Source organism: Streptomyces sp. NPDC012825, assembly GCF_042900925.1.
Lineage (GTDB): Bacteria > Actinomycetota > Actinomycetes > Streptomycetales > Streptomycetaceae > Streptomyces.
The window spans coordinates 44185-61278 of sequence record NZ_JBIBBZ010000013.1 but is presented as its reverse complement, the minus strand read 5'-3'; the positions used below and the strand labels follow the sequence as shown (position 1 = coordinate 61278).

The 17094-nt window shown below is 68.7% G+C and carries 19 protein-coding genes; 9 read left to right on the top strand and 10 right to left on the bottom strand.

The window, feature by feature from the left end; genetic code table 11:
* Nucleotides 1–4: 4 nt before the first annotated feature.
* Together ACFY7E_RS24075 and ACFY7E_RS24070 are read right to left on the bottom strand one after the other, a co-directional pair.
* Nucleotides 5–1129 carry a DegT/DnrJ/EryC1/StrS family aminotransferase gene (locus ACFY7E_RS24075; RefSeq protein WP_389488020.1) on the bottom strand — a complete coding sequence of 375 codons (1125 nt, stop codon included), beginning with the start codon at nt 1127–1129 and terminating at the stop codon, nt 5–7.
* A gap of 102 nt (nt 1130–1231) precedes the next feature.
* Entirely contained in the window at nt 1232–2212 is a 981-nt protein-coding gene (locus ACFY7E_RS24070; RefSeq protein WP_389488018.1) for a dTDP-glucose 4,6-dehydratase, read from the bottom strand.
* A 243-nt stretch (nt 2213–2455) separates the two neighbouring features.
* Here ACFY7E_RS24070 and ACFY7E_RS24065 point away from each other — a divergent pair, with 243 nt between their 5' ends.
* Entirely contained in the window at nt 2456–3838 is a 1383-nt protein-coding gene (locus tag ACFY7E_RS24065; RefSeq protein ID WP_389488016.1) for a sporulation protein, read from the top strand.
* 66 nt (nt 3839–3904) lie between these two features.
* Here ACFY7E_RS24065 and dpgB read toward each other — a convergent pair whose 3' ends face one another.
* Both dpgB and dpgA read right to left on the bottom strand, forming a co-directional pair.
* Entirely contained in the window at nt 3905–4567 is a 663-nt protein-coding gene (gene dpgB, locus ACFY7E_RS24060) for an enoyl-CoA-hydratase DpgB (RefSeq protein WP_389488014.1), read from the bottom strand.
* Nucleotides 4567–5688, bottom strand: a complete 1122-nt coding sequence (gene dpgA, locus ACFY7E_RS24055) for a 3,5-dihydroxyphenylacetyl-CoA synthase DpgA (RefSeq protein ID WP_389488012.1) — start codon at nt 5686–5688, stop codon at nt 4567–4569. The genes dpgB and dpgA overlap by 1 nt, the downstream gene beginning before the upstream one ends.
* 281 nt (nt 5689–5969) lie before the next feature.
* Between dpgA and ACFY7E_RS24050 the strand changes: the two genes are divergently transcribed.
* Entirely contained in the window at nt 5970–6395 is a 426-nt protein-coding gene (locus tag ACFY7E_RS24050; protein ID WP_389488010.1) for a S8 family serine peptidase, read from the top strand.
* Nucleotides 6396–6449: 54 nt separating this feature from the next.
* Here the strand turns inward: ACFY7E_RS24050 and ACFY7E_RS24045 are convergent, their stop codons facing one another.
* Nucleotides 6450–7703, bottom strand: coding sequence for an IS701 family transposase (locus ACFY7E_RS24045; protein ID WP_389488008.1), 1254 nt, complete (start codon nt 7701–7703; stop codon nt 6450–6452).
* 62 nt (nt 7704–7765) lie between these two features.
* Nucleotides 7766–8482 carry a hypothetical protein gene (locus tag ACFY7E_RS24040; protein ID WP_389488006.1) on the bottom strand — a complete coding sequence of 239 codons (717 nt, stop codon included), beginning with the start codon at nt 8480–8482 and terminating at the stop codon, nt 7766–7768.
* Nucleotides 8483–8716: 234 nt separating this feature from the next.
* Between ACFY7E_RS24040 and ACFY7E_RS24035 the strand changes: the two genes are divergently transcribed.
* From ACFY7E_RS24035 to ACFY7E_RS24025, 3 genes are all read left to right on the top strand, one after another.
* Complete coding sequence (locus ACFY7E_RS24035; protein ID WP_389488004.1) at nt 8717–8887, top strand: hypothetical protein; 171 nt, start codon at nt 8717–8719, stop codon at nt 8885–8887.
* Between the two features lie 124 nt (nt 8888–9011).
* Complete coding sequence (locus tag ACFY7E_RS24030) at nt 9012–9317, top strand: DUF6247 family protein (protein WP_389488002.1); 306 nt, start codon at nt 9012–9014, stop codon at nt 9315–9317.
* Entirely contained in the window at nt 9314–9574 is a 261-nt protein-coding gene (locus ACFY7E_RS24025) for a hypothetical protein (protein WP_389488000.1), read from the top strand. The genes ACFY7E_RS24030 and ACFY7E_RS24025 overlap by 4 nt, the downstream gene beginning before the upstream one ends.
* A gap of 103 nt (nt 9575–9677) precedes the next feature.
* Here ACFY7E_RS24025 and ACFY7E_RS24020 read toward each other — a convergent pair whose 3' ends face one another.
* Nucleotides 9678–9881 carry a cold-shock protein gene (locus tag ACFY7E_RS24020; protein ID WP_389488216.1) on the bottom strand — a complete coding sequence of 68 codons (204 nt, stop codon included), beginning with the start codon at nt 9879–9881 and terminating at the stop codon, nt 9678–9680.
* Nucleotides 9882–10543: 662 nt separating this feature from the next.
* On the opposite strand from ACFY7E_RS24020, the gene ACFY7E_RS24015 reads away from it, so the two are divergent.
* Nucleotides 10544–11161: a hypothetical protein gene (locus tag ACFY7E_RS24015; protein ID WP_389487998.1), complete on the top strand. Its 618-nt coding sequence runs from the start codon at nt 10544–10546 to the stop codon at nt 11159–11161.
* Nucleotides 11162–11384: 223 nt separating this feature from the next.
* Here the strand turns inward: ACFY7E_RS24015 and ACFY7E_RS24010 are convergent, their stop codons facing one another.
* A complete protein-coding gene (locus ACFY7E_RS24010; protein WP_389487996.1) occupies nt 11385–11885 on the bottom strand; it encodes a CGNR zinc finger domain-containing protein in 501 nt (166 codons plus the stop codon).
* Between the two features lie 75 nt (nt 11886–11960).
* On the opposite strand from ACFY7E_RS24010, the gene ACFY7E_RS24005 reads away from it, so the two are divergent.
* The 3 genes from ACFY7E_RS24005 to ACFY7E_RS23995 are packed head-to-tail and all read left to right on the top strand — an operon-like array spanning nt 11961 to nt 13713.
* On the top strand, nt 11961–12704 hold the full coding sequence (locus ACFY7E_RS24005) for an AzlC family ABC transporter permease (RefSeq protein WP_389487994.1): 744 nt from the start codon (nt 11961–11963) through the stop codon (nt 12702–12704).
* On the top strand, nt 12701–13015 hold the full coding sequence (locus ACFY7E_RS24000) for an AzlD domain-containing protein (RefSeq protein ID WP_389488214.1): 315 nt from the start codon (nt 12701–12703) through the stop codon (nt 13013–13015). The genes ACFY7E_RS24005 and ACFY7E_RS24000 overlap by 4 nt, the downstream gene beginning before the upstream one ends.
* A complete protein-coding gene (locus tag ACFY7E_RS23995; RefSeq protein ID WP_389487992.1) occupies nt 13012–13713 on the top strand; it encodes an RraA family protein in 702 nt (233 codons plus the stop codon). Before ACFY7E_RS24000 ends, ACFY7E_RS23995 begins: the two co-directional genes overlap by 4 nt.
* A gap of 106 nt (nt 13714–13819) precedes the next feature.
* Here ACFY7E_RS23995 and ACFY7E_RS23990 read toward each other — a convergent pair whose 3' ends face one another.
* Both ACFY7E_RS23990 and ACFY7E_RS23985 read right to left on the bottom strand, forming a co-directional pair.
* Nucleotides 13820–15490 (bottom strand): prolyl oligopeptidase family serine peptidase, encoded by a 1671-nt coding sequence (locus ACFY7E_RS23990; protein ID WP_389487990.1) that lies wholly within the window; start codon nt 15488–15490, stop codon nt 13820–13822.
* A gap of 94 nt (nt 15491–15584) precedes the next feature.
* Nucleotides 15585–16595: a hypothetical protein gene (locus ACFY7E_RS23985; RefSeq protein WP_389487988.1), complete on the bottom strand. Its 1011-nt coding sequence runs from the start codon at nt 16593–16595 to the stop codon at nt 15585–15587.
* Between the last annotated feature and the right edge of the window lie 499 nt (nt 16596–17094).

Sequence of the window (17094 nt, the reverse complement as noted above, 5' to 3'; positions counted from 1 at the left end):
GGGGTCAGGCGGTCGTGTCGGCCAGGGCGTCGAGGAGGGCGGTGGCCGTCCATTGCGTGTCGTCGGGGGTCATGGCCGGGTGGAACGGCAGGGAGAGGATTTCCCCGGCCGCCTGTTCGGTGACGGGCAGGTGCCGGGTCCAGCGGGCGAAGGCGGGTTGCAGGTGGTTGGGCGGGTAGTGGACGCCCACGCCGATGCCCCGCTCCCGCATGATCCGGTGGACGCGGTCGCGGCCGGGGACGCGGACCACGCAGTTGAACGGCACGGCGTCGTCCCCGACATCGACCAGGGAGACGTCCAAGGCGCCGCGCAGGGCGCGTTCGTACGCCTTCCACAGGGCGATTCGCCGGGCCGCGACCTTGTCGAACCGCGCCAGTTGGATGCGGCCGACCGCGGCGTTCATGTCCGGCAGGACGCCGCGCAGGCCGGGCCCTTCGACGGTGTAGGTGGTGGCCCGGATGCGGTCGGTCTGGGAGCTGGTGATGCCCAGGGCGCGCATCCGGCGCAGGGCCTGGGCCTCGTCGGCGGTGCGCGGCACGATCGCCCCGCCGACCAGGGCGGTGAGCTGCTTGATCGGCCCGAAGGAGTACACCGTCGTCGCCGCTGCGGTCGTCCGCCGGGACCCGAAGGCCTGCGCGGCGTCCTCGACGATGTGGATGCCGCGCCGCTCCAGCTCGGGGACGATGGCACCGAGGTCGACCGGACGCCCGCCGTAGAGGACCGGCAGGACCGCGCGGGTCGCCGGGCCTATCGCCTCGCGTACGGCCTCCACCTCGACGCACAGGGTGGCGGGGTGGTGGTCGACGAAGCGGGGGACGGCGCCCAGGGCCACGATCGGCTGGATCGTCGCGGCGAAGGTCTGGGAGGGCACGATCACCTCGTCGCCGGGGCCGACCCCGCAGGCCAGGAGCGCGAGGTGGATGCCGGTGGTGGCGGAGGAGACGGCCACGACATCGGGCACGTCCAGGTGGGCGGCGAGCTCGCGCTCGAACCGCTCCGCCTGGGGGCCGTGGCCGTACTGTCCGGCCTGAACGGCGCGGGCCATCGCGGCGATCTCCGGGCCGTGCAGGTAGGGGCGCGCGTTGTGCCGCACCGAGGCGGGAGGGACGGCGGCGTTCGACGGGAGCACGGGCTCTCCTTCGCGGACGGTGGTCGCAGCGGGCGGAAGACGGTGCCGTCCCCGCCCGGCCCGCGCGGGCCGGGCGGGGGTTCGGGCCGGGAGGGCGGGTGGTCAGGTGTGGAGCACGGGGGAGCCGGCTTCGTGGGAGGCGGGCTCCCACCGGCCGGGGTTGGCCCGGTACCAGGCGACGGTCTGGGCCAGGCCCTCTTCGAAGGCGCGGCGCGGGTGGTAGCCCAGCCGTGCGGCCTTGTCCCAGGTCATCGCGTAGCGCAGGTCGTTGGACGGGCGGTCGGGGATGTAGTCGACGCGGTCCCGGCCGGCGCCGCAGGCCTTCAGGACGTGCTCGGCGAGCTGACGGCCGGTGAGGTCGGTGCCGCCGCCCAGGTTGTAGACCTCGCCGGGCGTACCGTGCCGCAGCACGAGGTCGATGCCGGCCGCGTTGTCCTCGACGTGGACCCAGTTGCGCACGTGCTCGCCGCGGCCGTGCAGCCCGATCCGCTCACCCTTGAGCAGCCGGGTCACGAACCGCGGGATCACCTTCTCCGGGTGCTGGTGGGGACCGTAGTTGTTCGAGGAGCGGGTGACGCACACCGGCACGCGGTGGGTGGCGTACGCGGACAGGGCCACCAGGTCGCTCGCCGCCTTCGACGCCGCGTAGGGCACGGTGGGCCGCAGGGGCACGTCCTCCGTCGCGGCGCCCTTCAGCAGCGGGCCGTAGACCTCGTCGGTGGACACGTGCACGAACTTGCCGGTCCGGTGGCGGCGCGCGGCGTCCAGGAGGATCTGGGTGCCCATGACGTTCACGGTCAGGAAGTGGCCGCCGTCCAGGAGCGAGCGGTCGACGTGCGACTCGGCCGCCAGGTGCACCACCGCGTCGTGCTCTCTCACGAGCTCGTCGACCAGGGCGGCGTCCAGGATGTCGCCCTCGACGAACGTCAGCCGGTCCGAGGCCAGCGCCGGGCCCAGGTTCTCCCGGGAGCCGGCGTAGGTCAGGGCGTCCAGGACCGTCACCCGGTCGCTGGTGGTGGACAGGACACGGCGGACGAAGTGCGATCCGATGAAGCCGGCACCGCCGGTGACGAGCAGACGCATGGCGATCTCCTGGATGGATGAGACGAATCCCGGGGGGTGCTGCGCCGGCCTGCCGTCCACGCGGCAGGGCCACCGCTCCCTTCGCCCACAGGCTCCCGGGCGCCGGCGACTCCAGGGAGGCTCATGAGGGGGCACATCTTCCGCGTCCCGCCTCCCCCGGCGGCCCGGATGTACGAGCCTGGTGGGCACTGAGCCCGCGCCGGAGCGTACGAGCGGGCCCTGGGGGCGTCACGGGAGGTGCAGATGGCTGTGGGAGCGGGTAACCCATTGCTGGCAGAGCTGATCACGAAGGCGGAGCTGAGCAACAAGGAGCTAGCCCGGCGCGTCAACGTGCGGGCGCTCGCCGTCGGTGAGGCGGCAAGTTACACCCATACGAGCGTTAAGAACTGGACCGTCCTCGGGGTCCGTCCCCGGGATGCGATAGTCCCCCTCATCACCAACATCCTGGGCGAGGCGCTGGGGCGGCCCGTGACCGAGGCGGAGATCGGCTACGCCCCCAAGAACCCATGCTCTCGGCCGGGAACGTCGTTTCCCCGCGACCCCGCCGAGGCGCTGCGGGGAGTCGCCGACTTCTGGAGCACCATGGACCGCAGAGAATTCCTCACTGCCGGCTCGGCCTTCGCCGCCTCGGCGTTCACCGCCCCCGTCACCCGGTGGCTGTCCGTCCCCGCCGACCCTCCCGTCCCCGGCCTCGCCGGCCGCCGGGTCGGCCGCGACGACGTCGATGCCCTGTGGCATGCCGCCTCGCTCGCCAGGCGGCAGGACGCCCGGTTCGGCGGAGGGGACTGGCGCACCAGCGCCATTGCCCGGACCCTGCGGATGCAGGCGGCCCCGATGCTGCGGGGCACCTACTCGGAGACGATCGGGCGCGGACTGTTCACGGCGGCCGCGGAACTCTCCCGCTCGGTGGGCTGGGCAGCGGTCGACATGGGCCACCACCAGGCCGCCCAGCAGCACCTGACGCACGCTCTGCGCCTGGCCCGGCTGGCCGGAGACGTGCAGAGCGGCTGCTACGTGCTGTCCACGATGGCCCTCCAGGCGTTCCTCGCCGGACACCCCGCCGAAGCCGCCGACATGGCGGAAGGCGCCTACGAGCGGGCCCGGCACGCTGCCGCGCCGCGCGTGCTCGCCTTCGCGAAACTCGCCGAGGCCCGCGCGCACGCCCGCCAGGGACCGGCCCACACCAAGGACGCCGGCGCCGCGCTCCACCAGGCCGAAACGCTGCTGGGCCAGATCCGCGCCGACGACGACCCGCCGTGGCTCGCGTACTTCACCCACGCCCGGCTCGCCTCCGACGCCGTCGAGATCCACCGCGACCTCGCCCAGCCCGAGGCCGCGCTGCGCTGGAGCCGCGAGGCCGGTGCCATGAGCAAGGACGACTTCACCCGGGCCGTGGGACTGAGAACCGCCGTGATCGGCGCCACCTACATGCAGGCCGGAGCCCTGGAGGAGGGCGTCGCCAGCGGGCACCAGGCCGTCGACATCCTCGCCGGCGTCCAGTCCGCCCGCGCCCGCGACTACATGGGTCAACTGCTGGGCGCGGCCGGCCGGTGGAAGCGCCACACGGGCATCCGCGAGCTGGCCCTGCGCGCGAACCGGGAGATGCGCGTGCCCCTCCCGGCCTGACCGTGCGGGAGCCCGGCGCCCTTCGTGAGGGGCGCCGGGCTCCCGGCGGACGAGTGGATGATCCGTTCAGACAGAGGCCGCCCGGCGCAGGACCCGGTCGCAGGCCGCCAGGTGCCCGCCCAGGGCCCCCTCGAACTCCGCAGTGCTGCCCCGCAGCAGATCCCGCCGGATCGCCAGGTCCGCGCCCCACCCGCCGGACAGATGCCCCACCAGCCGTGCCACGCCCGTCACCGGCTCTTCCGACAGCTCGTCCACCAGGCCGGCCGCGAGGGCGTCGTGCGCGCTGACCGGCATACCGAACAGCGCCGCCCGCCGCACCGGGGCCCGCTGGGACAGGCGGCTCATCCGGTACAGGGCCATCCCCGGCCAGACCTCGCCGGACGCGGTCGAGAGCACCAGTTCCGTCTCCGGATGGGCGACGCGGTAGTCCGCCGCCATCGCCGCGTCCAGCGCGACCCCGCCGCACGGCCTGCTCATCGCCGCCACCGAGACGGCCGGAAGCCGTTCCAGCCGCCGCAGTACGCCCTCCCACTTCGTCAGCACGGCCGTGTCCAGCGCCGGCACGTGACCGGCGGCGCCCAAGGTCCGCAGCACGACGACGGCTCCCTGGCCGTCCTCCGCCCGGTCGCAGACCTCGCCGACGGCCACGATCAGCTCCCTGGTGAGTCCCGCCGCGGCGTCGATGCCGACCTCCAGCACCTCCACGGCCCGCACCGTCTCTTCCCTCATCACGCTTCCTCCCACCGCACCAGCGCCGTCTCGATCGCCGAGCCCGGCCCCATCGCCATGATCACTCCGTAGTCCCCGGCCCGGACGGCCCCCTCCTCGACCAGACGCTCGTAGGAGAACAGCACCGAGCCGCTGGACAGATTCCCGTAGTCGCGCAGCACCCCCATCGTGTGCCGCACCTCCTCCCGGCTCAGCCGCAGGTTCACCCGCACCGCGTCGACGACCTTCTTGCCCCCGCCGTGCACCAGCCAGTGGCGTACGGCGCTGCGGCGCAGCCCGGCACCGGCGAGGAGGCCATCGACGACCTCCTCCGCGTGCGCCCCGATGACGTAGGGGATCTGCGGGTCGAGGAAGAATGAAAGACGCCCCTGCTGGTCGTCCCAGTCGTAGCGCATCGCGTCCACCGCCGACGGGATCACCCGGCTGGCCGACGACAGCAGATACGGCACCGGCCCGCTCCCGCCCTGCCGCCCCGGGGCGGCGCCCGGGGGCTGACAGACGAGAGTGACGGCGGCCGCGCCGTCACCGAAGAGCGAGTTGACCACCGCGGTGCGCATCGTGGAGTCGAAAACGTACGCGGCCGAGCAGACCTCGGCACACAGCACCACCGCGACGGCCCCCGGGTTGGCCACGCACCAGGACCTGGCGGCATCCAGGCCGTTCATGGCCGCATGGCAACCCATCCCCACGATGTCGAGCCGCTGGACAGCCGCCGGCAGCTCCATCTCCCGCACCAGCAGCGCACTCAGCGCCGGGGTGAGCAGACCCGTCGTTGTCACACAGCACACAAAACCCACCTCCCCGACGCCGATCCCGGCCCGCTCCAGGCACGTACGCACCGCCCGGCCGCCCATGTCGAGCGCGACCCGCCGGTGCTTGTCCCGCAGACCACCCGGCCCCTCTTCGGCGGGACGTCCATCGGCGCCCGAGGCGGGAAGCGTCAGGAAACGGCGCTGGATTCCGCTCGCCCGGAACAAACCGGCGACCCTCGGATCGGAAACACCGAAGTAGTCGAGAAGGGCGTCCTGCGAGTAGCCCTGGCCGGCGACGGCCGTGCCGACCGACCTGATCGAGGGGACCGACAGACAGCCCCGGGTGCCCGGCGGTCTTGAACCGATCATCAAATCCTCCAGCACTGGCCGACGAACGAGGAGAGGAACGACGCGGCCCGCGACAAGGCGCCGCCCAGGACCGACAGTGCCCTGTGGCCTTCGTCGGGATAAGGCTCATGAGGGGGCACATCTTGCGGTCCGTCAGCGAGCGGGCATCGTCACCCCCTGGACAGCAGCCCGGCACCTGAACCCCCAGGCGGCGTGATCCAATCGAGTGCATGGCATCCTTCCTGAAACCCCTCCGCGGACCGAGAGGACGGAGACCGAGCGCCGTCGCCCGACAGCACGGCGTGTGGACGCGCGCTCTGGCCGCCGCCCTGATGGCGGCGACCGGACTGGTCGGTCAGGCCGCCCCGGCGCATGCGGACGAGGTCAGGGACCGGCAGTGGTACCTCGACCTCATGCACGCCGACAAGATCTGGAAGAAGACGACGGGCGAGGGGATCAAGATCGCCGTCATCGACTCGGGCGTGAACCCCTCGACATCCTCCCTCAAGGGCCAGGTCCTGCCCGGCCGGGACGCGTCCATCCCCGACGGCGGCGGCCCCGACACCAGCGACCGCAACGGCCAGGGGACAACGACCGCCGAACTGATCGCGGGAACAGGCAAGGGCGGCGGACTCCAGGGCCTCGCCCCCGGCGCCAAGATCATCCCGATCCGCGTACCGCTGCTTAGTACTCCAGCAGCGGATCGTGTCCTGAACTGGTTCTTCTGAGGTAGTGGCAACGGCGGGCGGTGGCTTGCCGATGTCGTCGCCAGCGGGACCAGTTCAGTGCGTGATCTCGAGGATGAGGCCGGTGTCTTCGCTGGTGGGGCAGGAGATGTTCCAGGAGCCGGCGGATCTCTGCCACGGTGAGGGCGACAATCCTGCTGGTGGGGTCGTTTCTGCTGCCCCCTTTACCGTCTCGTCGGCGGCCAGGCCGGCGAGGAAGGCGTGGGCGAGCATGGCCAGGGTGATGTGCCGGTACCAGCCGACATACCGACGGACCTCGTACTCGTCCAGGCCGCATTCGTTCTTGGCGGCCTGGAAGCACTCCTCGATCGCCCACCGCATCCCGGCCACCCTCGCGAGGTCGGCGACGGTGCAGGCCAGCGGCGCGTAGGCGAAGTAGTAGGCGATCTCGTCCGGCCGGGCCAGGCTCCGGCGGGCCAGCACCCAGCGATTGTGCGTCGGGGTGTCACCGTCGAAGAAGCCGATCGCCGGCAGCTTCGCGCTGGCCCAGTCGTAGATGCGCGGGCCTTTGGCACCGTCGCCGCAGGAGAGCCGCTGCCAGGCGTCCTCGGGCGCCTGGGCGATCAGCTCGTCGATCCGCCAGAACCCAGCCAGGCTCTTGACCTGCTGTGATTTCGGCACCGCGACCACGTAACCGACCCCGAGTTCCTCGAGCAGGCGCCGGAACTTCCACTCCTGACCATAGGCCTCGTCCGCCGTCACCCACTCCGCGGGCAGCCCAGCGGCCAGACAGCGGGTGACCATCGCCTTGGCGAGCTCGCCCTTCGTGGCGAACTGGCGCTTATCGGGGATCTTCGCCGCCCGGCAACGTTCCCGGTCCGACGTCCAGGCCTTCGGCAGATACAACTCCCGGTCCACCAAAGCCCGTCCACGACTCGTGGCATAGGCGGCGAACACCCCGATCTGACAGTTGTCGATCTTCCCGGAGGTTCCGGTGTACTGCCGTCCCACCCCCGCCGAGGTGGATCCCTTCTTGATGAACCCGGTGTCGTCAATAATCAGCACACCACCCGGACCAAGCCGCTCGGCGACGTAATCACGCACGTCGTCACGGACCGCGTCCGCGTCCCAGACACTCGAGTTCAGCAGCCTCTGAAACCCGTCCGGAGTCCTGTGACCTGCGTATTCGGCCAGCTGCCAACCATTCTTCCTGGCCACCGGCGCCAGCAGCCCCCGCAGATAGTCCCGCATCCGCCACCGCAGATCCGCCCGGGGGAACCGGCCCGCCACCCGCGCGAACACCGACTCCAACTCCGCAGCCCAGGCCACACCATCCAACATCCCCACCATGCCCGGACAACGAACCACACCAGCTCAGGACACGATCCGCTGCTGGAGTACTAACTTCAGTCTCAGCGGAGAAGAATGGAGAGCAGACAGCCGATCGCGACGAGGACGAGCAACGGCACCACCAGGGCGGGGTACACCCGTCTGCGAGACACCGCAGGGGTTGGTGGGTAGCTTGGGAAGACCATGGTCTCGGGGAAGCGCGGCTCGTCCCACTGATAGGTGCCATCGCCTTCGAGGGTGCCCAGGCAAAGGCCACCGGTGAGGTGGCGTTGCCAACGGCGGCCCGCTGCGTCAGTAAACACCGTAGTGACTTCAGCCAAGCGGGGCTGTTCCCCTGTACCGGGGAGTTCAACTTCATGCGTGCTTTCGCCTTGCAGGTCGAAGGAATCCGAGTGGTACGGCATCGCGGGCCCCACAGTGTGGACCACCTGCGTGTTTGTGATCGGTAGCGGTCCCCGATTAGCGACCGTTACCAGCCAGACCTTTGGCGCATTACCTAAGTCTTCAGCGGGCGATCTGCTAGTAAGTCGGAGCTGCACGGACTTGGCCTGTGACATTTCCTCCTGTGCCACGAGCCTGGCGGATTGAGCCAGTTCGGCGGCTTCTTCGGCAGCGGCGCGTCGGCCCGCTTCGGCCTCTTCTCGTCGCTCCTTCGCGATGGCCCGTCGACGGTCCGCGAGAGTGATCCATAGCGCAGACATGCTAGCGAGCAAGCCGACGATGGCAGTCATAAGTGTGATCACCGAACCAGGCTGATGGAAATTCTTTGCTCTGTCCATGGGCCTGTTCGTGCTGGCGCTGGAGCGTCTGCGGTCGCAAGCTCACTTTGCAGGTACAACTGAAACGATCAGCCACGGAGGTACAGGGCTATTGCCCGGGGCGGTCAGGTAGTCCAGGTAGCCGAGGAAGCGGTAAATCGGTGACATCAAGAATGCTTTCCACATCAATGGTGACATATAGCGTGCCAGCTTTGTGGCAATTATGGTGTTTTACAACCTCGAACTCGCTGCTCAGTGGCTGCCAATGGTGGCGACCATCGTGCTTCGGCTCACCCGTATCCGGACCCGAAGAACCATGTCGAACGTGCGGCGAACCGCCAGGCCGCTGACGACTACCAGCGCCAGGAGGAGGAAGAGGAAGGTGCCGACTTCCTCGACTGGGAGGAAGAGCTGGGATGGCGCTGACGGAGTTCAAGGTCCTCGTGGCCCGCATCCGGCCCCACGCCCAGGAGGAGGGGATCTGCCCATGACGGCGTCCACGGCCATTCGGCGCGCGTACGGTGAAGTGACGACCCGCCGGGAGGACCAGATGAGCGCGCAACCTGACCACGCACCCGTCACTACCTACGCCCCCGAGCCCGGAGCGCCGGCCGAACTCCTCGCCCAAATCCGCGCCGACAAACGCGCGGACCGGTGGGTGCCGGCCTTCGAGCGCGACTACGCGGCCGCCCTTGAGGAGTCCTGGCGCACGTTCTCCCTGGCCGGGCTCTACGAGGTCGTCCAGGACTGGCAGGGCCGCATCGCGCACGCCCCGGCCGTCGACGCGTTCGTCGCCTCCGGCTACGACGACAGCGACGCCGTCGACCTGGCGGAGCTTCGCCGCCGTCGAAGGTGAGCCCGTCGCCGTACGCGGTCCGCGTCTCCGCCGCGGCCGCCAAGGTTCTCGACGCCCTGCCCGAGCACGCGGCGGACATCGTGTGGGACATGTTTGCCGCGGCCGCCGCCGATCCGTTCGGCTTCCGGCAGTTCGACACCGACGACGACGAGGGCGAGGACGTCCGCTACGCGGCCGTCGGCCAGCTCTCCCTCACCTACTGGATCAACCGGCCCTTGCGCAGCTTGACGGTCCTGAACATCGTCTGGCTCAGGTAGCCGCCCGCATGGCAACGGCTCGGCCCCGGCATCGCACCTGCCGTGGCCGGGCCGTTGCCGATCGTAGCCACCGCTGTATTCACCGGTGGTCGCCCGGACAGGGTCAGATCGCGCGGACCTGCTGGGCCTGTGGTCCCCTTGAGCCCTGGCCGATCTCGAACTCGACCTTCTGCGCCTGCTCCAGGGACTTGAAGCCCTGGCCCATGATCTCCGAGTAGTGCACGAAGAGGTCCGGGTCGCCGCTGTCTTGCTGGATGAACCCGCAGCCCTTCTCCGCGTTGAACCACTTCACGCTGCCCTGAGCCATCGCCAGCTGGAAGGGCAGACGGCCTGCAGGACGCGCGTGCCCGAACAGGACGTCTAGGAGGACTTCGTCGTGTGCGCCGAAATCGGCTAGCAGCGCCGCGGCTCGTTCGGCGATCTCCGGGATTACGGCAGAGCGCTCCAAATGGATCACCATCACGATAGGCACAGCGCCCATGATCTTGAGGATGTCGGCCAGTTCGTTCCTGGGGAAGTCCAGACGCCCGGCGTGGAAGAAGGACTCGAACAGTCCCGGCCGAGGCTCATAGGGGGTACCCAGGCGCAGTACCGCGATATCGGTGTCCTGCGGATCGTTGACCATCTCCGCGTAGGCGTGCGCCATGCCCCCGACGTACATCCAGCGGTGCACCGAGGCGTCGACGCGGTCCTCCGCCAGATGGCTGGACCGTCTGCCGGCATCTGCTGGAGACCCTGTGCGGCCGCGCCTTCGTCCTCGGCCTGGACACCTACATCGCCGACAAGGTCCTCGCCCGCCACGCCCGCCGCCTCACCCCGGTGAAGCAAGGCCGCCCTGATCCGGCGCCGGAGTTGCTCACCTACACCGCCGGCTTCATTTAGCCGAAGCGGTGGTGGATCGCCGGTACTGACGGCAGGCCGCCGAGGGAGTCGTCCCGCTACGAGCGCGCCCAGGTCGCCGGCCTCGCCGTGCAGGACGTGATCCGCGCCGCCCGCACCACCGTGCCCGCCGCGCCGGACGGAGCTCCTGCCGAAGCCGGCACCACCACGGTCACCGAGCACCGCGACCAGGGCGAGCACGACCCCGCGCCGCCGCACGCGGTCGACCACCCCGGCCGGGACGCCGCCCTCACCCCAAAGCAGCGCGCCGAGGCGACTCGGTCCCATCTCCAGGCGGCGATGCCCGAGGAGTACGTCGGAGGCCGTACGACCGACCCGGCGACGTGGCTGCGGACCCCGGAGAACCTCACCCGGCTCGCGAAGTTCACCCAGGAGGCCGATGCCCGCCGCCGGCTCTTCGAGCGGGCACAGGCCGATCCGGACGCTGGCACGGAGTTCCCGCCCCCGCTCCCGCCGACCAGCGCCAGCGCCCAGACGCCGGGCCCGGCCAGAACAGGGGACCGATGCCCGGACGCTGAACAAGAGGATGCCAACCGGCCAGTGCGTGGCCGATCTCGGACCTCGTCCCGCCTTGGCGCCGGGGCAGATCGAGAATCGGGAGGTTCGCATCCGGCACGGGAGGAACCTTTGCCCGACCTGCACGAACCGCTTGAGAACTACCCCGACGAGCTGCCCCCGCCCCGGTGACACGGTGACGTCAACCTGCCTGGTTCGTATGTCGTTGTCCTGATCGAAGACGCCCACCCATCAGAAGGCTGGTATGGGACGGAACGCCAAGCGCGCGAAGCAGACGCCCGTAGGGGCAGGCGCGGCGTACATGCCCGAAAGCCGAAGTCAGCAACAAAACCGCCTGGTGGGGCATGCCAGAAATCCCCGACTAAGTCAGATGTGCCCCACTCCTCTTGCTCCGTCAAGTGGCCCCTTTTTGGCGAGCCCGGTGCGCGGCGGCGCTTGCACGGTTTCCACAGATTTGTGGGCTGCAGTACCGGCGCGACTGGTTGCGGGAGATGTCTACGAACACCTCTTCGCAGCGGTTGCCGTCGCAGGTGTGGAGGCGGCTCATCCCTGCGGTGGTGATGACGCCGAGAAGGCCCATGGCGGCAGTGACAGCGTATTGATCGATGGGGTCATCCTGCAGGTCAGTGGCATGGAGTTGCCAGCTTCCGTCGTGCTTGTGGAAGTAGGGGAGTGCGTGGTGCTCGGCAAGTATGCGGTTGAGGAGGGCGGCAGCAGTTTCGTCGTCGGGGGCGCTGAAGACCTCGCGCAGAGCCGCTCGCAGGGTGTAGGCCCTCTCAAGGTCGTTGCCGGTGGGGGCAGCCTTGAGACGGATTCCGTGGGCGATGAGCATTTCCGCCAGTGCGGCCGGATCTGGCATCTTCTCTTTTCCCCGGACGATGTTATAGGTGTTCACCAGGTCCTCGGCCCATGTAACCGGGTTCTCAAAGTAACTAGCAAATCTCATCATGGCTCCGTATCATCTACCAGTATGGATCATCTCGGGACTGGAGGGTCGATGGACCCTCAAGGCGCCTTACCTAGTACTGCCAGCACAGCTGAAGGGTATTCTTCCCCGCCCACCTTCAAGGAAGAGTGGCTCCTCGGGCTGCGCATGGCGGTCCCACTGGCGATCGCCGTCTTCGGCTTCGCTGTGTCGTTCGGCGTGGTTGCGCGGGCAGCTGACATGGGGATCGCGGCGCCCATCGCCATGTCTCTGACCACATTCGCCGGATCGGCCCAGTTCGCGGCCGCATCCGTGGTGGGCACGGGCGGAGGCATCGCTGCGGCCATCGTGGCCGCCATTTTGCTCAACTCCCGCTACCTGCCCATCGGGATCAGCGTCGCCCCGGTGATGACCGGCAACGCGCTCAAGCGCTTCTTCGGCGCGCAGCTGGTAGTCGATGAGTCCTGGGCCGTGGGCCATCTGGGTGAAGGGCGCTACTCGCGCGGACGGCTTCTGGGCGCGGGCGTAGTGGTCTACTGCGCCTGGGTGGGTGGTACAGCCGTGGGCGTGCTGGGGGCACAGTACGTCGGGGATCCGCTGCGTTTCGGGCTGGATGTAGTCTCGCCGGTCCTCTTCCTGGCCCTGCTCAGGAGCCAGATCAGTGACCGGCGTGCGCTCGTGTGCGCGATCCTCGGGGTCGCGATCGCACTGTCACTGACTCCGGTCGCCTCACCGGGCGTGCCGTTGATCGCATCAACCGTGGCTTGTCTTCTGGGATTGAGGAAATGATGAGCGGAGTATGGCTTGCGGTACTCCTCGTGGGTGCTGTGTCGATGGCGATGAAGGCCGCCGGGCCAGTGTTGCTAGGTGGGCAGGAGCTGCCGAGCAGCATGCAGCGGGTAGTAGCCCTCATGGCGCCGACACTGCTGGCGGCACTGATCTCCACTCAGATCTTCAGTGCCGGTCAGGCGCTGACGATCGATGCCCGTGTGGTGGGTCTGGCCGTGGGCGCATTCGGAGTCTGGCGGAAGTGGCCCACCCTGCTCGTGGTGTTCCTGGGGGCCGCCGCGGCAGCCATTACACGGCTGATCGCGGGATGAGCGCGGCCTTGGACATGAGCGTCGATCCGGCCGACGGGCAGACATGGCCTACAGCCGCTATCTGGGATGCGGCCATGCGGCTGGGACAGCCGCTTACACTGCCACCGCTGCCACTGCGGCCGGCGGTGACAGGGATGAGGCTCGCCGGCCCCCTACGCCGCATCTGTCACACCGAAGGAGTCGCCTCAATCTTTCAAGGCCTGGACGAGGCCCGCCCGGGAGACGTGCTGCTCATCGACAACAGAGGACGGACAGACGAGGCGTGTGTGGGCGACCTTGTCGCGATCGAAGCACGGCTCGCAGGAGTAACCGGCCTGGTGGTGTGGGGGTGCCACCGGGATACCGATGACCTGGCGGTTATCCAGCTACCGGTGTTCAGCCTGGGGCCGTGCCCCTCATCGCCCCTGCCGCATCCGGAAACCGATGACGCCGCAGGGCAGCCCTTCCCATTCCAGCCGGGCGATGTGGCCGTGGGCGACTGCGACGGCCTGGTCATCATCCCTGCAGAGGGGCGATCGGACATCGTGGACACCGCTCGGACCATCGTGGCGGCCGAGCAGCAGCAAGCCGAACAGGCACTTCGCGGAGTGACTCTGCGCGAGCAGCTCCGCTGGACGGAATTCAAGGAACGACGGCGCGAAGACCCCTCGTACACCTTCCGGCTCCACATGGCCCGCGTGGGCGGGGCCTTGGAGTAGCCCAGGTTCGTTCAGGCGGGAGTGTGCCAACGGAGCAAGAGGTCGCGGCGGCGCCGCACACCGTGGACGACGATCTCGTCGCGGCCTCCCGGCGCGTACCGGCGGATCATGAGAGTCCCCTTCGGTCATCAATGTGCTTGCGGGAGAACTCGAGCTGTCGGCGGAAGACCGCGACGCGCTCCTCCACTGCCGTCATGCTGTGGCCCCCGTCGATGGTGTGAAACTCGACGGTCAGGCCGCGGTCTCTGAGACGGTCGGCGTAGACGCGGGCCTGGTCGATGGGGCAGCGGGCATCGTTGATGCCAGCGCAGATGAAGACCGGGGCTCGAACGGCGTCGACGTAGGTGATGGGTGAGGAGTCGCGGTAGAGGTCGGGTACTTCGTCCGGTGTCCCGCCGAAAAGACTGCGGTCGAGAGCCTTGATGTCGTCCATGGCCTGCCGGTGGGCGGCGGCACAGTCGGCCACCGGAGCACCCGCGAGGCCGAGCGTCCAGTCGTCTGGCCTGGTTCCCAGGCCCAACAGGGTGAGATAGCCGCCCCAGGACCAGCCGGCGAGTATCAGGCGGGCAGGGTCGACGATCCCTTGGCCGATGGCCCACTGCCGCACCGCGGTGATGTCCTCGAGTTCTGTATGACCGACACGGTGCCGTAGGGCTTCTGTCCACGCTCTTCCGTAGCCGGTCGATCCGCGGTAGTTGATGCGTACGACGGCGAATCCCTCATCCGTCCAGGCCGCGACCTCAGGGTCGAAAGCGTCCTGGTCGTGCTCGTCGGGTCCGCCGTGCAGAAGGAATACCGCGGGGTGCGGTTGCACACCTGTCCGGGGCAGACTCAGCAGGGCGTGCACGCTGCCGCCCGGGCCGTCGACCCAGATGTCAGTGGCGAGCGCGGTCTGCGGCGGACGGCTGGTGAGAGGGAACTGCGGATCGCTGTCGAGGGCCTGGAACACGGACGGGTTCGCGGAGTTGGACCACTGGAACCACACGTCGCCGCCGGGCCGGGTACGGGCGTTCTCGATAGTGCCTTGAGGGATCTGCAGTGGCGACAGCTCACGGGCCGCCAGGTCATAGCGGAATGCCTCGGAGCGGGCATGGTGATCGTGAACGACGAGTAAGGAGGCGGCGTCCTGTGACCACTCGATGGAAATCTCACCGGGCAGCTCAAGATCAAGACTCGTGCGCTCACCGGTGTGCGGCTCGTAAATGACAGGCTCCCAGCGGTCTTCGCACGGCTGCAGAAGCAGCAGCCGGTTGTCACCCAGCATGGGAGAGAAACCGATGGCCTCGCCTTCCAGCTCGGCGACAGCAAGTCCGTCCGTCGTCAGGACACGTACGCCGGGCTGCCACAGGTCGCCGCGTTCGCTGTGCGCGATGACGGCGAGAGCGAGGTCGCGGGACAGGTCGACGGCGTGTGCGGGCTCCTCGTGCCGGTAAAGGCGTCGAAGCGTGCCATCGGGCAGCACAAGGGAGACGTCGGTGCCCTGCTCGGAGCTGTGACCGAGCAGATTGTGACCACCCAGGCCGAGAGCGAGTCCTGCGGGCCAGTAAGAGGTCAGACCCCGTACGGCCGGCTCGTCAGAGCCTCCTGCGAACGGCTGCCGCATCCACTGGCCGAGTTCGTCACCGTTGGTGTCCGCGAACCACCAAACGGTCTCGCCAGAGGCTTCGATGGCGCAGCGCTGAACGCCGGCGGGACGATCTGTGACCTGCCGCAGCGTGCCGACCGTGCGGTCCCAGCAGTAGACCTGGGCGTTCCCGGAGCGGTCGCTGACGAACACACAGCGGTCCGGGGAACTCTTGGCCCAGGCGGGGAGCGTGTGGCGTGTTACTCGGAAACGCTGCTCCCATATTGGTGTCTCCGGAGCGGTCATGTCAGTGGCAACCGCAGTTGGCCGCGATGACGCGATTCATCCGACGGCGGGGAGTCTGATCGGCAAGAGCTGTACCCGCTCCGGCAAGGGACGTGGTGCCGCCGAGGGCGGTGAGGGAGCTGGTGACGCAGTCGAGGACGATCTCGAATTGGGTGAGCGGCAGGGTTCCCAGCACTAGATGGATGGATGCCGATGCCTTGCCCGTGCCGACCGCATTGGACTCGGAGTTGAAGGGGAGATGGGGGACGGCCGGATTGAGCCCGAACTCGAGAGCAGTGACCTCGGCGTGACCCGGATGTGCGGCGAAGATCTCCGTCAAGGCGGTGGCCGCGATGGCGGAACCCGCCTCCGTCGCCTTCGTTTCGGTCACCTTCCCGTCCTCGACGGTAAGGACGAGCGGGTAGTGAAAGAGCCCGGAAAGCTTTTCGAACAGTTCCTGGCCGGCGGCCCTGTCAGACTCGTGCGCACGGACGACGGACCAGCCCTTCACCGCGATCTGACCGCTGATGGTGCTACCAGAGGCCGCAAGGTCAAGACGTCGCAGGCCGGTGGGCGCGTACTGCACCATCCCGGGCTGGAAGCTGCCGTCGATCCGCGACCAGACCGGTGCCGAGAAGGTCACCTTGGCTATGGACTCGGTCAGGGGATCCTCAAGGACCAGGCCGCCAGCCGCAGCCGCAGCCTCGCCGAGCGCAGCGCCGGCCGCGCCAAAAGCCTCCGGGTCGCTCTTCTCCAGTGCCACGAAGATCTTGCCCAGTTGATCGAGGGCGAAAGAACCCGTAGCCACGTGCAGGGCAGCGACGGTACGGTGCGGGCTCACCTCAGAAGCGGGAGCTGCCAGCAGACGGCCGTCCTGGGCCACGACGAGAACGTCGCTGTCCTGCGGGATGTCGGAACGCAGAACGTCGGTCAGGGAGCGCCCCGGTTCGACCGTGAGTGTGTCCCACACTCCGTAGCGGCTCGGGGGTTCGACCTGCACGTGTTCCGACAGCCACCGTTCCAGGACGAGCATGAATCGGTTATGGCCTACCGGGTACTGGCGGTAAGCATCGGGACGGACGACAATCACTATGACACTCCCCAATTATTTGTTGGCGTGTCGGCGGGGCGGGCCGAGCTATCACCTCGGCCCGCCCCGCTTACGGCACGCTCGCGCAGCGTTTGTGAGTTGTCCCGTGCGCGGCTGTTGCCCACTGCCTGCCTCAGCCCAGGAGGGTGCCGAGGTAGTTGCTGTTCTTGCGGACCTTGATGGTCTTCTTCATGACATTCACCCCCCACCTGCTATTCGGTGCCGGCGTGGGCAGTCCTGCCTCAGCCCAGGAGGGTGCCGAGGTAGTTGCTGTTCTTGCGGACCTTGATGGTCTTCTTCATGACGTTCACCTCCTACCTGCTATTCGGTGCCGGCGTGGGCAGTTCTGCCTCAGCCCAGGAGGGTGCCGAGGTAGTTGCTGTTCTTGCGGACCTTGATGGTCTTCTTCATGACGTTCACCTCCTACCTGCTATTCGGTGCC

Coding starts and splice junctions, on each gene's coding strand:
- ACFY7E_RS23985 (WP_389487988.1), bottom strand. CDS start 16,595: ATGCTCGTCCTGGAACGGTGGCTGTCGGAACACGTGCAGGTCGAACCC.
- ACFY7E_RS24070 (WP_389488018.1), bottom strand. CDS start 2,212: ATGCGTCTGCTCGTCACCGGCGGTGCCGGCTTCATCGGATCGCACTTC.
- ACFY7E_RS23995 (WP_389487992.1), top strand. CDS start 13,012: ATGAGCGCGGCCTTGGACATGAGCGTCGATCCGGCCGACGGGCAGACA.
- ACFY7E_RS24030 (WP_389488002.1), top strand. CDS start 9,012: ATGAGCGCGCAACCTGACCACGCACCCGTCACTACCTACGCCCCCGAG.
- ACFY7E_RS24045 (WP_389488008.1), bottom strand. CDS start 7,703: ATGGTGGGGATGTTGGATGGTGTGGCCTGGGCTGCGGAGTTGGAGTCG.
- ACFY7E_RS24005 (WP_389487994.1), top strand. CDS start 11,961: ATGGATCATCTCGGGACTGGAGGGTCGATGGACCCTCAAGGCGCCTTA.
- ACFY7E_RS24065 (WP_389488016.1), top strand. CDS start 2,456: ATGGCTGTGGGAGCGGGTAACCCATTGCTGGCAGAGCTGATCACGAAG.
- ACFY7E_RS24020 (WP_389488216.1), bottom strand. CDS start 9,881: ATGGCTCAGGGCAGCGTGAAGTGGTTCAACGCGGAGAAGGGCTGCGGG.
- ACFY7E_RS24000 (WP_389488214.1), top strand. CDS start 12,701: ATGATGAGCGGAGTATGGCTTGCGGTACTCCTCGTGGGTGCTGTGTCG.
- dpgB (WP_389488014.1), bottom strand. CDS start 4,567: ATGAGGGAAGAGACGGTGCGGGCCGTGGAGGTGCTGGAGGTCGGCATC.
- dpgA (WP_389488012.1), bottom strand. CDS start 5,688: ATGATCGGTTCAAGACCGCCGGGCACCCGGGGCTGTCTGTCGGTCCCC.
- ACFY7E_RS24040 (WP_389488006.1), bottom strand. CDS start 8,482: ATGGACAGAGCAAAGAATTTCCATCAGCCTGGTTCGGTGATCACACTT.